The 14,490-nt window shown below is 57.9% G+C and carries 12 protein-coding genes and 1 pseudogene; 6 read left to right on the top strand and 7 right to left on the bottom strand.

What is annotated here, in order from left to right:
- The 6 genes from AC2TAD_RS13890 (at position 1) to AC2TAD_RS13865 (ending at position 8,650) form a co-directional block, all read left to right on the top strand.
- Entirely contained in the window at positions 1-1,329 is a 1,329-nt protein-coding gene (locus AC2TAD_RS13890; RefSeq protein WP_480868354.1) for an FMN-binding glutamate synthase family protein, read from the top strand.
- 71 nt (positions 1,330-1,400) lie between these two features.
- The gene (gene glnT, locus AC2TAD_RS13885) at positions 1,401-2,729 is read left to right on the top strand and encodes a type III glutamate--ammonia ligase (protein WP_480868352.1); all 1,329 of its coding nucleotides are present in this window, start codon (positions 1,401-1,403) and stop codon (positions 2,727-2,729) included.
- Between the two features lie 131 nt (positions 2,730-2,860).
- On the top strand, positions 2,861-3,661 hold the full coding sequence (fabI, locus tag AC2TAD_RS13880; RefSeq protein ID WP_480868351.1) for an enoyl-ACP reductase FabI: 801 nt from the start codon (positions 2,861-2,863) through the stop codon (positions 3,659-3,661).
- An 11-nt stretch (positions 3,662-3,672) separates the two neighbouring features.
- The gene (locus tag AC2TAD_RS13875; RefSeq protein ID WP_480868349.1) at positions 3,673-6,087 is read left to right on the top strand and encodes a DUF3141 domain-containing protein; all 2,415 of its coding nucleotides are present in this window, start codon (positions 3,673-3,675) and stop codon (positions 6,085-6,087) included.
- A gap of 6 nt (positions 6,088-6,093) precedes the next feature.
- A complete protein-coding gene (locus AC2TAD_RS13870; RefSeq protein ID WP_480868348.1) occupies positions 6,094-7,488 on the top strand; it encodes a bifunctional enoyl-CoA hydratase/phosphate acetyltransferase in 1,395 nt (464 codons plus the stop codon).
- Positions 7,481-8,650 carry an acetate/propionate family kinase gene (locus AC2TAD_RS13865; RefSeq protein ID WP_480868346.1) on the top strand — a complete coding sequence of 390 codons (1,170 nt, stop codon included), beginning with the start codon at positions 7,481-7,483 and terminating at the stop codon, positions 8,648-8,650. Before AC2TAD_RS13870 ends, AC2TAD_RS13865 begins: the two co-directional genes overlap by 8 nt.
- Here AC2TAD_RS13865 and AC2TAD_RS13860 read toward each other — a convergent pair whose 3' ends face one another.
- The 7 genes and pseudogenes from AC2TAD_RS13860 to AC2TAD_RS13830 all read right to left on the bottom strand — a co-directional run bounded on the left by AC2TAD_RS13860 (position 8,651) and on the right by AC2TAD_RS13830 (position 14,475).
- Complete coding sequence (locus tag AC2TAD_RS13860) at positions 8,651-9,121, bottom strand: phage holin family protein (RefSeq protein ID WP_170355135.1); 471 nt, start codon at positions 9,119-9,121, stop codon at positions 8,651-8,653.
- Between the two features lie 10 nt (positions 9,122-9,131).
- Positions 9,132-9,377 (bottom strand): hypothetical protein, encoded by a 246-nt coding sequence (locus tag AC2TAD_RS13855; protein ID WP_480868344.1) that lies wholly within the window; start codon positions 9,375-9,377, stop codon positions 9,132-9,134.
- Positions 9,378-9,473: 96 nt separating this feature from the next.
- Positions 9,474-10,139: a D-lyxose/D-mannose family sugar isomerase gene (locus tag AC2TAD_RS13850; RefSeq protein ID WP_480868343.1), complete on the bottom strand. Its 666-nt coding sequence runs from the start codon at positions 10,137-10,139 to the stop codon at positions 9,474-9,476.
- A gap of 15 nt (positions 10,140-10,154) precedes the next feature.
- On the bottom strand, positions 10,155-11,081 hold the full coding sequence (locus AC2TAD_RS13845) for a carbohydrate kinase family protein (RefSeq protein WP_480868341.1): 927 nt from the start codon (positions 11,079-11,081) through the stop codon (positions 10,155-10,157).
- A 26-nt stretch (positions 11,082-11,107) separates the two neighbouring features.
- Positions 11,108-12,097: a glucokinase gene (locus tag AC2TAD_RS13840; RefSeq protein ID WP_480868531.1), complete on the bottom strand. Its 990-nt coding sequence runs from the start codon at positions 12,095-12,097 to the stop codon at positions 11,108-11,110.
- Between the two features lie 42 nt (positions 12,098-12,139).
- A pseudogene (locus tag AC2TAD_RS13835) lies at positions 12,140-13,441 on the bottom strand (GH1 family beta-glucosidase); the annotation flags it as partial.
- Between the two features lie 2 nt (positions 13,442-13,443).
- The gene (locus tag AC2TAD_RS13830; protein WP_480868339.1) at positions 13,444-14,475 is read right to left on the bottom strand and encodes a LacI family DNA-binding transcriptional regulator; all 1,032 of its coding nucleotides are present in this window, start codon (positions 14,473-14,475) and stop codon (positions 13,444-13,446) included.
- Between the last annotated feature and the right edge of the window lie 15 nt (positions 14,476-14,490).

Here is a 14,490-nt window from a genome sequence, read left to right as displayed (position 1 = left end):
ATGGACGATCACACACCACGCACGATGCCGATACAGTCTGAAACGTTTTCAAACCCGGTCAACGCGGAAATCCGGCGGGCGGCGGCAACGGGCATCTATGACATTCGCGGCGGCGGCGCGAAACGCAAAGTACCGCATTTCGACGACCTGTTGTTTCTGGGGGCCTCGGTCAGCCGCTATCCTCTGGAGGGCTATCGCGAACGCTGTGACACCTCGGTCACGCTGGGCACGCGCTTTGCCAAGAACCCGATCCAGCTGGATATCCCGATCACCATCGCGGGCATGAGTTTCGGTGCGCTGTCTGGCCCCGCGAAAGAGGCGCTGGGTCGCGGAGCGTCAGCTGCCGGTACGTCGACCACCACCGGTGACGGTGGTATGACGCCCGAGGAACGCGGTCATTCCTCGAAACTGGTTTATCAGTATCTGCCTTCGCGCTATGGCATGAACCCCGACGATCTGCGCAAAGCCGACGCGATCGAGATTGTGGTGGGGCAGGGCGCCAAACCCGGCGGTGGCGGGATGCTTTTGGGTCAAAAGATCAGCGACCGCGTGGCCGAGATGCGGACCCTGCCCAAAGGGATCGACCAGCGCTCGGCCTGTCGGCACCCGGATTGGACGGGCCCGGATGACCTTGAGATCAAGATCTTAGAGTTGCGCGAAATCACCGGCTGGCAAGTACCGATCTATGTGAAGGTCGGCGCGACGCGACCCTATTACGACACGGCGCTGGCGGTGAAAGCCGGGGCTGATGTGGTGGTGATGGACGGGATGCAGGGCGGCACCGCGGCCACGCAGGATGTCTTCATCGAACATGTGGGTATCCCGACGCTGGCCTGTATCCGCCCCGCCGTGCAGGCATTGCAAGATCTGGGTGTGCATCGCGAGGTGCAACTGGTGATCTCGGGCGGTATTCGCAATGGCGCGGATGTGGCCAAGGCGATGGCTTTGGGCGCGGATGCGGTGGCCATCGGCACGGCGGCTTTGATCGCGCTGGGGGACAATGACCCGAAATGGGAGGCCGAGTATCAGAAGCTGGGCACCACCACCGGGGCCTATGACGATTGGCACGAAGGCCGCGATCCGGCGGGTATCACCACGCAAGACCCGGAACTGGCGGCGCGCCTTGACCCGGTCGAGGCCGGGCGGTGTCTGCGCAACTACCTCAAGGTCATGACGCTTGAGGCGCAGACCATCGCGCGCGCCTGCGGCCACAACGATCTGCACAATCTGGAGCCCGAAGACCTGTGTGCTCTGACGATGGAGGCCGCCGCCATGGCGCGCGTGCCTCTGGCGGGGACAGACTGGTATCCGGGCAAGCCGGGGTTCTGAGACAAGCGGGCGCGACCCTGACCGGGGCCGCGCCTTTTCTTTTGGGTTCAACAGGGAAAGGAAAGCCGACCATGACGACAGATCTGGCTGCTTTCGCCAAGGAAAAAGGCGTCAAATACTTCATGATCTCGTTCACCGATCTGTTCGGTGGACAACGGGCCAAACTGGTCCCTGCACAAGCCATCGCCGAGATGCAGATCGAAGGCGCAGGCTTTGCCGGGTTCGCCACTTATCTGGACATGACCCCGGCGCACCCTGACATGTTGGCGGTGCCCGATCCGTCCTCGGTCATTCAGCTGCCTTGGAAGCCCGAAGTTGCGTGGGTTGCAGCAGACTGTGTGATGGAGGGTGAAGACGTGGCCCAAGCCCCGCGCAACGTTCTGCGTCGTCTGATCGACGAGGCCGCCGCCGAAGGGCTGCATGTCAAAACCGGGGTCGAGGCCGAGTTCTTTCTGCTGACCCCCGATGGAGAACAGATCAGCGATCCGTTCGATACCGCCGCCAAGCCCTGCTATGACCAGCAGGCGGTGATGCGCCGTTATGACGTGGTGCGCGAGATTTGCGACTATATGCTGGATCTGGGCTGGGGCCCGTATCAAAACGACCACGAGGACGCCAATGGCCAGTTCGAGATGAACTGGGAATTCGACGATGTTCTGCGCACCGCAGACAAGCATTCGTTCTTCAAGTTCATGACCAAATCCGTGGCCGAAAAACATGGGTTTCGCGCCACCTTCATGCCCAAACCGGTCGAAGGGCTGACAGGTAATGGTTGTCACGCCCATATCTCGGTCTGGGATGCACCGGGGGCTGATGCCAAGACCAACGTATTCGCGGGTGAAGGTGACGGCCCGACCGGAGAAGTGGGCCTGAGCGAGAAGGGCAAACATTTCCTCGGCGGGATCATGAAACATGCCAGCGCGTTGGCTGCGATCACCAACCCCACGGTGAACAGCTACAAACGTATCAATGCCCCGCGCACTATGTCGGGCGCGACCTGGGCACCCAATACCGTCACGTGGACGGGCAACAACCGCACCCATATGGTGCGCGTGCCCGGTCCGGGCCGGTTCGAGCTGCGTTTGGCGGACGGTGCAGCAAACCCGTACTTGTTGCAGGCGGTGATCATCGCGGCGGGGCTGTCCGGGTTGCGCTCCAAAGCCGATCCCGGCCAGCGTCATGATATCGACATGTATGCTGAGGGTCACACCGTAACCGACGCACCGAAACTGCCGCTGAACCTGCTGGACGCGCTGCGCGCCTATGACAGTGACGCGGGGCTGAAGGCGGCGATGGGGCACGAATTTTCCAGCGCCTACCTGAAGATGAAGCATCAGGAATGGAATTCCTTCGTCAGCCATTTCTCACGCTGGGAGAAAGAGCACACTTTAGACATCTGATTGGCAACCCGCCGATATTCAGCACACCTCTTGTGCGGTTGTTACATTCTCTTGTTATGCGGCGCTGCGGCATGGGCGGTTTTGGACGCTATGCCGTAGCGTAAACTTTGTGGTTTTGGGTGGAATCGCCTATGCTGCAGCGCAGAAAAAACGAGAGGATCGGCACCATGTTCCGCCTGGATGGAACGAAAGCGCTGATTATTGGCGTGGCCAATGATCAGTCGATTGCCTGGGGTTGTGCCCGCGCCCTGCATGCGCAGGGGGCCGAGGTCGCATTGACCTATCTCAATGACAAGGCCGAACCGCATGTGCGAGGCCTCGCGGATCAGGTCGGGGCAAAAATCGTTATGCCGCTGGATGTCCGAAAACCAGACCAGACGCAGGCGCTGTTTGATGAGATTGGCGCGCGGTGGGGTCGGCTGGATACACTGGTGCATTCGATCGCGTTTGCTCCGCGTGATGATTTGCATGGTCGCGTTGTGGATAGCTCGGCCGAGGGGTTTGCATTGGCCATGGATATCTCGGTCCATTCTTTTTTGCGTATGATCCGTCTGACAGAGCCATTGATGGATCGTGGCGGCACCTGCATGACGGTCTCGTTTCTGGGTGCCAGCCGGGTCGTTGAGAATTACAATATCATGGGCCCGGTCAAAGCGGCGCTTGAAGCTGCTGTTCGATATGCTGCTGCAGAGCTGGGGCCAAAGGGTATCTCGGTTCACGCCTTGTCGCCTGGCCCGTTACAAACACGGGCTGCCTCTGGGCTGGCTGAATTCGATGCCCTGCTGTCAGATGCCGCCGCCCGAGCACCCACGCACCATTTGGCGACGATCGAGGATGTTGGTGCCTATGCCGCTTTTCTTGCCAGTCGCGAAGCATTCAACGTCACCGGTGGGGTCCATCCCATCGACGGCGGATACAGTATCGTCGGTTAAAGGATGTCCTCATGATACCGAATACACATTCCAAGTCTCTGCAGTTCGGGTCCCATATGGCCCGCGATGCAGCCGTCGCAAATGACAGAACCTATAGTGCCGTTGAAAATGCGCTGGAACAATCGCAGGTCAAATGGAACTTGCTGTCAAAGTCAGCTGCGTTGCAATCCATTAAAATCGCGACGGATCACTCCGAGCGCACGCGAAACCTGCTTCAAGGCATTGCAGACGCGTCTGCCCGAATTGCTGGCTCATCGTTCATTGCGAAGGATTGGGCGGACTACCTGAAGGACGCAAGCCAGCGGGTCGCTTTGACAATGGATGTGCTGCGTGAGCGCGGCGATATTTTCCTTGAACACGAGGCTGCTGGGTGCCCACCCGTATTGGTTTACGATTACGAAGTTGTGGTGGATGGCGCGCAGCTCAAGCGGCCTTGCAACTATCAGCTGTTGCAGATCGTGCCGCCTGAAGGTGTCAAAATCGACAACATCAAACGCCCGTATGTAATCATTGATCCAAGGGCGGGCCACGGTGGTGGAATAGGCGGATTTAAAACCGACAGTCAGGTCGGGGTAGCGCTATCCAAAGGGCACCCGGTTTATTTTGTCAGCTTTGGTCGTGACCCGGTGCCGGGCCAGACCCTCGCCGATGTCATGCATGCCGAGGCCGGATTTGTCAGAACGGTAAGCGCCCGCCATCCCAACAGTCCTCAACCTGTTGTCACGGGTAACTGTCAGGGCGGTTGGGCCACGTTGATCATGGCGGCCTGCAACCCCGATTTGACGGGCCCGCTTGTGCTGAACGGAGCGCCGATTGCCCCTTGGTCAGGCGAAGTCGGGGAAAACCCGATGCGGTACAATGCCGGAGTTCTGGGCGGCACATGGCAGCCGATGTTTTGGTCCGATCTGGGTGCTGGCAAGTTTGACGGTGCCAATCTGGTGATGAATTTCGAACAGCTGAACCCCAGCCGGAATTACTTTGGAAAGTACTTTGATCTCTATCGTGATCCCGAAGGCGGCCGCCAGAGGTTTCTGGACTTTGAACGCTGGTGGGGTGGTTACTTCATTTTGAACGAAGCCGAAATCCACTGGATCGTCGAGCAGCTGTTTGTGGGCAATCGTTTGGTCAAGAACACGGCGCAGCTGGAGCCCGGTGTGCCAATCGACATCAAGGCAGTGAAGGGCCCGATTTTTGTTTTCGCCAGCCAGGGTGACAATATCACACCGCCTCAACAGGCGCTGAACTGGATTGCCGCAACCTATTCCGACGAAGAAGAAATCCGCCTGCGCGGTCAGCGGATCGTTTACATGTTGCACGACGAGGTCGGGCATCTAGGTATTTTCGTATCGTCCAAAGTCGCACGGAAAGAGCATACCGAGCTTGCCTCGACCCTTGAAACGGTCGAAGCCATGGCGCCGGGGCTTTATGAGATGAAGATCGAAAACGTCGAGGGCGTGGGGCTCGACAAGAAATTCGAAGTCCGCTTTTTGGAGCGGACACTGAAAGATGTGGCAGCGCTGGATGACGGGCAGCAGGACGAGACCTGTTTTGCTGCTGTAGCGCATATGTCGGAAACTCAGGCAAATATCTACGAAACCTTTGGCCGCCCTTTCGTGCAATCTGCGGTTACGCCGACCACGGGTCAGGCTTTGCAAGATCTTCATCCTTTGCGGCAGCAACGTGCGTTGGCGTCTTCCGCTCAGCCTGCGATGTTGCCCGTGAAAATGACCGCTGACTTGGCCAAGGAAAACCGCTTGGTTGCTGCGCAGGACAATCCCTTTTTGCAATTGGAGAAACTTACAGGGGACTGGATCGAGCAGATGATGGACTTGGGCCGGGACCTGCGCGATGCCTGGTACGAAGCCGCGTTCTTTTCAATGTGGGGCGGCCCGGTGGCGACGTGGTTTGGGCAAAAAAATGCGGCCCATCGAACCTTGCCAGACCCTGAAGGACTGAAGGCCCTTCCCGAAGTGCAGGCCGCTTTGGCCCATATGAAACAAGGGGGCGTCGCCGAAGCTGTTGTCCGCATGTTGATCCTGCTGGCCTTCAGCAATCAAAGTTTTCGCTCGGAAATATTGGATCGTTGGGCTCATGTGTTTAAACATGAGGATCCGTTCAAAGACCTGACAGTTGAACAGCGTCGCCGCCTTTTGCACGAACAGACGATCATAACGACGTTTGACGAACAAGGCGCCCTGGACAGTTTGTCTGATCTATTACCCGCCGAGGAAGAGCGCAGCAAAGCTGTTGATCTGATCGAGAGGATTGTTGGAGATATTCCGCAACCTACAACCGAGCTGATAGCTATGGTTCGAGACTTGCGACAAGTGCTTGACCTGACTGCGCCAGAGCCTAAGACAGCGGCACTTCGGACATCAAAGACTCGCAGACCAGCAAAGCGGCCTGCTGAAATCAAGCAGAGTTGATACAGAATGAAAATCCTCGAAAATCGAACGTTTTCGCAACTGGAAGTTGGCGATGAGGCGCAATTGACCCGACTGTGTACAGTCGACGACCTGTACGCGTTTGCCTCGGCATCAGGTGATCATAATCCGTTGCATCTGGCGGCTTATGATGGTGATGGCGACGGTCGGCCCGAAGCGGTAGCACCTGCGTTGTGGCCTGCGGGCCTGGTGGCGGCGGTGTTGGGAAATATTCTGCCGGGCGCAGGGACGCAGACCCGACGTGCAGATCTGAGCTTTCATGTTCCGGTCTTGGCAGGGGATGAGCTGACGGCCTTTGTTACTGTCGCGGAAAAGCTGGAAGACGGCGATCTGATCTGCACAACCGAAGTGCACCGCGTTGGGGACAATATTCTGGTCCTCAGCGGAAGTGTTCAGGTAACGCCACCCGCCCAACACATGGAGTTCGACTCGGTCGAAGTTCCGGGTCTTGTTGTTCAGCGCCATCGCCATTTCGACGCGCTATTGGAAAAGGCGCGCCCGCTTGATCCGATGCCAACAGCGGTTGTCGCCCCCGAGGATGCCAATTCGCTTGGCGGTGCCTTGCTGGGCCATGCCAACAACATCATCACGCCCATACTTGTGGGGAACCGAGGCAAGATCGAAGCCGCTGCAGCCGAACTGGGTGCCGATTTGACAGGTATCGAGATCGTCGAAGCCGCCAGCCATGGGGTAGCTGCGCATAAGGCTGTAGACCTGGTGGTCGAAGGAAAGGCGGAAACCTTGATGAAGGGGTATCTGCATACTGATGAGCTGTTGCACGCGGTTCTGCGTCGGGAAAAGGGGCTGCGGACCGGGCGGCGACTGTCGCATGTATTCGTGATGGACGTACCGGGCATGTCGCGGCCGATCATGGTAACGGATGCCGCAGTCAATATCGCGCCTGACCTCGAGACCAAGGCAGATATCGTCCAGAACGCAATTCATCTGGCGCACTCGATAGGGATCGGAACCCCGAAAGTTGGGGTGCTGTCGGCGGTTGAAACGATAAACCCTCATATGCCCTCATCAGTAGATGCAGCGCTGCTGTCCAAGATGGCCGAACGGGGTCAGATCACAGGTGGTCTGGTCGACGGCCCTCTGGCGATGGACAACGCGGTTGACCTGAACGCGGCACGGACCAAAGGTATTACGTCCGAGGTCGGCGGCGCTGCGGATATTCTGGTCGCTCCGAATATCGAGGCCGGAAATATGGTGGCGAAACAGCTTACTTTCATCTCTCATGCCGAGGCCGCTGGCATCGTTCTGGGGGCAGCAGCGCCCATTATCCTGACGTCCCGGTCAGACGACGACGCGTCGCGCCTGGTATCTTGTGCGGTGGCAGTGCTGCACGCCAATGCAACCAAAGGCAAAATCCATGGCTAACCATGTTCTGGCGTTGAACGCCGGCTCTTCTTCGCTCAAGTTTGCGCTGTATGAACTGGTGGATGACAATCGCCCCAGTATGCGGTGGCGTGGACAGATTGAACGCTTGGGCGACGCGCCGCGTCTGCTGGCGCAATCCGCTGGTGGGCGGTCGATAGACCGGCCTTTGAGCAATACCAAAAGCCATGACGAAGCAATCCATGCGTTTCTGGAACTGGCGCAGGAATATCTGCCTGACATTCATGTCCGTGCGATCGGGCATCGCGTGGTGCATGGGGGCACCGTATATTCCGAGCCTGTTCGCATCGACGACGCTGTTATTGATACTCTCAGCAGCTTTATCCCCTTTGCGCCGCTGCACCAACCATACAGCCTTGCGGGCATTCGTGCCGCCAGCGCGGCTTTCCCCAACACGACGCAGGTCGCTTGTTTCGATACCGCCTTCCATCGTACGCACCCGTGGGTCAATGACACCTTCGCGCTGCCGCAAAGCTATTACGACAAAGGTGTGCGTCGGTACGGCTTTCACGGACTTAGCTATGACTACATTTCACAAAAGCTGAAAGAGATCGCACCGGGTCTTTACGATGGCCGGGTGGTTATCGCGCATTTAGGCAACGGTGCTTCAATGTGCGCGGTGTCCGGAGGGCGTGCCATTGCATCGACTATGGGGTTCTCGGCGTTGGATGGTTTGCCTATGGGGACGCGCAGCGGGCAACTGGACCCCGGTGTTGTGCTTTACATGATGCAGCAAGATGGCATGTCTGCCGATGAAATCGCCGAAGTCCTGTATCGCAAGTCAGGACTGTTGGGTCTTTCAGGTATTTCTTCAGACATGCGGACTCTGCTGGCCGCCGATACGCCCGATGCGCGCAAAGCCATCGACTATTACGTGTTCCGCATCCGTCGGGAGTTGGGCGCGTTGTCGGCCGCGCTGGAGGGGATTGATGCACTGGTCTTTACCGGTGGTGTTGGCGAAAACTCAGCCCCAATTCGGCAAATGGTATGTGATGGGATGCGGTGGATCGGAATTGATATGGATCACGCACGCAATGCAGATGGCGGTACAGTTCTGTCGACCGATTTCAGCCGAGTCCGAATTCTGTCGATCCCAACGAATGAAGAGATGGTGATCGCGTGGGCCGCTGCAGCGATGATGTAATCAATCTGCTTTCGTCTTTCGGTTCCGCGCGTACTTGAGCGCGGAACCCAACAGCGCACTGACGATTTCTGGCGTCAGCGCGCCTATTGGATCGCGCCGGACGCCCGAGACAACATTTCGCGCTTCGGTTAGGTTTTCTTTTATTTCAACCTCGATGTCTTGCAGGGCCATATCGCGCAGCTCGACGGCTGCGGTTGTATCCGTCGACGCAGTCATCGAGTTCGCGATTAATGCCAGCAAGACGGCAAGTACCAGATTCAGCCCGGCCAGAATAAGAGCAGCCACAGGTTTGGTCAGCGTCGCCGAAAGCCAGAAGAAGCCGGCTATGTTCAGCATCACTACCGCCAGACCGATGGCAAATCCTGCCGCGGCGTAGATGCCGGTTCGTTTCGCTGCGACAGCAACCTGCCGTTGCGCAATCAGGCGTTCGGCGCGCAGGATGATCGAAATATTTCGGGAAATGCGGCTCATGCGTGGTCTCCTACCGGGAACGGCCCATCAGGTAGCCAACCGCGAAGATTCCGATGGCAAACATAATCGATTTCTTATGAGGGATATCCTCAAATTCCGTCAGCACCTCGTCAATCTGCGAGGTCCATTGATCCAGTGTGTCCGAAATCTGTTCGGTTACGCTTTCGCTTTTGGCAGGGTTTTCAGTCTGGGACCTATCGTCCAGTTGTCGACGGAGCTCCGCAACTTCTGCTTCCAACTCGGCTTTTGTTACCATCCTCGGGCCCTTTCACCGCTGACATTCTATCACAGCTTTGCAGTGCGCCTGAGAATGATACCGAGTTTTTCCGTTTAGTAAAACGGACTTATGTGGCTAGTAGTCCGATACCAGCAAGAAGTCAGGCGCAACATCCTCTTCGATCGTTGCAAAACGCGGGATAGGGTCTTCGAATACATTGTCCGTGCGGTCGTCGTTAACTGTGGAGACCTCGCCGATCAGGCAGTCGCCCTTTTCCGCCCAGAAGGCGTGCCATATCCCTGGCATTAGCGTAACGCTTTCTCCCGGTTGCAGGCGTAGTAGCTCTCCGGGTTTGATGGTGACAGGACAACTGTCGCTGGGGACGACGACAGGATTGTCACGGTCAATGCCGCCATCCGGATCCGACGCATAAATCTCCATCACAAGATCGCCGCCGCCGCGGTTGATGATGTCTTCGGCCTTGATGATGTGGCGATGCATCGGCGAAAGCTGTTTGTCGCGGGACACCAACAGCTTTTCGGCATAGAGCATTCCCCGGCCTTTATTCAGATCGGTCACGTCGCCGTTGCGCAAGGTGAAAAGGAATAATCCAAGCTCATCAAACCGGCCTTGCCCGTAATCGGTGATATCCCAGCCTAGACCACGGTCTCGAATCCCTTGCGCATCATCGCTGCGCATACGGTCAGGCGACCACCTGGCGAACGGAGGCAATACAGCGCCGAAAGAGTGAATGAATGCCTCTGCTTCGGATTTGATGGAATTAATTTCAGATCGTTTCATCTGTGCCTCTTCAGCTCAAAGCTCATGCGCCCAGGGTGGGTTTGCACCTGCGCGGGATACAGTGATCGCAGCAACCTGTGCCCCTTTGATGAGGGCCGCGCCTAGCGCATCAGTTGTAAGATGGCGTACGGCTGACTTGGTCAAGTGACCGGATTTCTGCAACTCTGCGAGAACGCCTGCATTGAACGTGTCGCCAGCGCCGACCGTATCGACAACTTCGACCGGGTTGGAGGGTGTCGATATTTCTGTTCCGTCTGCCAAATAGCCCGTAGCCCCATCGCTGCCTTTTGTTACAATCACGGCGGTAGGTCCGTCTTGTAGCAATCGCCGGGCTTTGTCAGCGGTACCTTTTTGTCCGGGAAGAATCCAATCAAGATCCTCGTCCGATACTTTTACAATATCCGACTGCGAGATCATCCGGTTCAACCGCGTTCGATACCGTGACTCATCCTTGATGAATCCCGGCCTGATGTTTGGGTCCAGCATAACGGCGCGGTCAGAACAATGCTGCTCCTGAACCGAAGCGTAGGCATCAGCGCAGGGTTCGCAAGCAAGACTTATCCCGCCAAAATAAAGGGCCGAAACACCGGCTAACTGCGGCGGCATGTCTTTGGGCATCAGCATTCGGCCCGCCGAGTTTTCGTCGTTAAACGAGTAGGTCGCGTGGCCGTTTTTCAACTGTACGAATGCCAAAGTCGTTGGACGATCCGAGCGAATGACATGCGTCTGATCTACGTGGCTGTTGGTTAAGGAGTCGGCAAGCTGATCGCCGAACATATCGCGGGACAAACCAGTGAGCATTCCAACCGATGCGCCCAAACGACCCAACGCGATGGCGGTATTGAAAATCGCCCCGCCGGAATGGGGAACAAAACCCTGCCCACCGTCGGTGGTCGGGGCGGGGATCATGTCGATCAGCGCTTCACCGCAGCACAAGATCATTCGGGGACCTTTCCGGTTTGGCCGCGTCAGGCCATCCGACGCGCGAGCGCACTTTTGCAGAAATTGTTAGCGCCAACAATGCCAAATTCATCCTGTTCGGAGACATAAAGGTTCATCGACCGGCGCAACTCACTAAACCGCCCCCCTGCGTTGAAGGCGTCTCGGAAGGCGTCCTTGAACAGCCAACGGTTCTTTTCAGCCACGCCGCCTACCAGAAAAACACCGCCCGCAGGCATCATGGTGACGGCCATATCGCCCATGACGGCCCCCAAGTGTGTGGTAAACATATGGGCCGCGCGTACCGCATGAGGGTCTGTTTGAGCCAGCGCGTCTTGCAGGATATCCTTTGCAGGACGGGTTTCTGCGTTGGTTTGACCAGCTGCGAGTTGGATAGCTTGGTAGAGGATGGGCAGGCCAGTGCCGCTCAGGAACATCTCGGCCTCAAGGGTCAGCGAGTCGTCAAAGAAACACTCGGGCGCGACCTTACGCGCGGCGCGAAATACTTCAACCTCGTCAGCGTGGCGCGGGGACAGGCCCACATGGCCGCCTTCGCCGGATGCCGTATGATAGTGCCCCTCGGAATAGAGCAACGACCCAACCCCGAGGCCGGTGCCCGGCCCAACGACCAAGCGGGTGCCGACCGGTGGGGTTTCCGCACCCTGCATCACTTCGACGTCACCGGCACCGATTTCGGCCACAGACCACGCCGCTGCGGTGAAGTCATTGATCACGAAGGTATGCTGCGCGCCGGTCGCACGACCGATATCATCCTCGGACAAATCAAGCTGCGCGTTGGTCAGTCGGATCGTACCATCCCGCACCGGCCCGGCCCCGGCGGCGACAACCGCCTGCGGGTCGGTACCGATCTCATCGCGCAGGCTGTGAAACGCCTCGAGCAGTTGCGGCAGCTGACCCGTTGGGTATTTGCGCAGATCGGTGAGTTTCCCGTTTGAGATAACTCCCAACCGGGTGTTGGTCCCGCCGATATCGGCAACCAGATTCCAGTGTTCATGCATGGCTCCGGCGGGTTGTGCCAGGGGGACAGAGACTTGTGCGCCGGCGAGGGCAGTTTTCACTGCCTCAAAGGACGCTTTGGGTGTCCGCTCCATCGTATCGAAATCCACATCAACCAGACCAAAGCGCTTCTCGTAGCCAAGGGCCCATTCGTAGTTGTCCAGCAGCGACCAGATAAAATAGCCTTTGACGGGCACATCCTGATCTAACGCGTCTTTCACAGCGGCCCAATGCTGGTTGAGGTAGTCGATCCGGTCCTCATCCTGCTGGCGCTCAGAGCTGGCCATGCCATTTTCGGTCACATAGATCGGCAGATCGCCGGTATATTCTCGAGCGGCCCGGGTAAGGAAACGTGTCAGGGCGGAAGGCTCAATTTCCCACCCCATTTGGGTTTTGGGCAGGGGGCCAGGGACCTCTTGCAGGCTGGGCCAGGCGGTGTCGGCAGGCGCGATCAGTTTGCGGGTGTAGTAGTTCAGCCCGCACCAGTCCACGGGCGCGCCGATCGTGTCGAAATCATCCTGCCACCCGGTTGGCAAATAGAGATCCAACCCGTCCAGAACATTTTGCGGATAGGCTTTGTTGAACACGCCGCCCAGAAAGAACCGGTTGTAGATACCGTCATACAAGTCGGCGGCTTTGCGCGCCTCGGCGCTGTCATCGGCGGGTTCGGCCCATTCCAGATTGAACACCGCGCCCAGATTGGACATGCCCAGACCGCGCATCGCCTCGATCGCTCGGCCATGCGCGAGCAGAACATGATGCATCGCGCGAGCCGTCGCACGGATATCGCGCAGGCCAGGAGCGTGGTGGCCGTCGAAATGGCTCAGCCAGCTGACGCACCAGGGCTCATTGATGGGGGCAACACTGAACATCCTGTCGCCGATGCGGCCCATTATGACCTCGGTGAAATCGGCGAACCATCCGGCAATATCCCGGTTGCGCCACCCGCCCAAATCCGCCAGCGGCGAGGGCAGTTCCCAATGGTAGAGCGTCGCACAGGGGCGAATGCCGCGTTCCAGTAGCGCATCGGCCAGCCGGTCGTAATAGTCCAACCCGGCTTCGTTCACGACCCCGCGTCCTTCAGGCAAAACCCGCGCCCAGCTGGTTGAAAAGCGATAGCAATCAAACCCGGCTTCGCGCACCAGATCAAAGTCCTGATCGAAACGGTTGAGGTGATCGCAAGCGAGATCTCCGTTTTCGCCCCGCACCACGTTGCCGGGCGTGCGGGCAAAGGTGTCCCAATGGGTCTGACCTGCGCCACCCTGCGCGTGGCCTTCGATCTGATAGGCAGAGGTTGCGACACCAAAGAGGAAATCTTTGGGGAAATCAGCGCGGGTATATTTCATGTTCAGAACCTGTCAGGAGCGGGGCCGGTCGAGCCGCCAACTACCAGTTCGGCCTCCAGCAATCTAGTTTTAACCGGGTCGTCCGGTGTTTTGATCCGGTCAATCAGCATTTCGGCGGCGATCTCCCCAGCCTGCCTGACCGAGGATCGCGTTGCAGTAAAGATCGGTACGTCCTGTCCATTCTTGAGATAGGAAAGGTCGTCATCATGCGCGATGACCGATACATCGCGACCCATTTTCAGCCCAGCCTCATTCAAGGCGCGCCGCACCCCGATGGCAGAAATCATTGACGAGACCAATATGGCCGTCGGGGGGTTATCCAGTTGCAGCATGTCGCGGGCTTCGTGATGGCCGTAAACCTCGGTCATCTCGGCGCTGCGCATCAGAGCGGGTTCGGGCGTCAGATTGGCTTCTTGCAGAGCCTGCAGATATCCTTCGCGCCGACGTTGGGCGAAATCCATATCCTCCAACCCATTGATCAGCGCGATACGTTTGTGCCCCAGATCAATCAGAAAACGGGTCGCCCTCAGGAATGAGCTTTTGTTGTTCACATCGACCCAGTCATAAGGCACCTCGATCCCGGTCGAGCGGCCATGTACGATGAACGGAACCGCCATGCGGGTCAAAACCTCGATCCGGTGTTCGTTGACCTTGGGGCCTTGCAGAACGACCCCATCGACAGCGCCGCGTTGGAACAAGTCCCGATAGGTGCGTTCGATCGAGGTATCGTCGGCATTGGTGAACATCATGTCATAGCCATGCGCGCCATAGGTCCGAGCGGCCCCCGCTACAAAATCCCCAAAGATCGGGTTCACCATTTCATGTTGCGCTGAGCTAGGAATCACATGCCCGATCACCATAGAACGCCCCGTGGCCAGCCCTTTGGCGCGGCTGTTCGGGCGATAGCCGTGTTTGGTAGCCGCAGCCTGAACCCGCTCTCGCGTGGCCTCGTTCACTTCGGGGTATCCGTTCAGCGCGCGACTGACCGTTGTCTGTGAAAGACCAAGGATTTCTGAGAGCTGCTTTAGGTTCATATCTCTTCAAAGCGC

This window comes from Ruegeria sp. HKCCD7628 (assembly GCF_057221005.1).
This window is presented reverse-complemented; position numbering and strand designations above follow the sequence as displayed.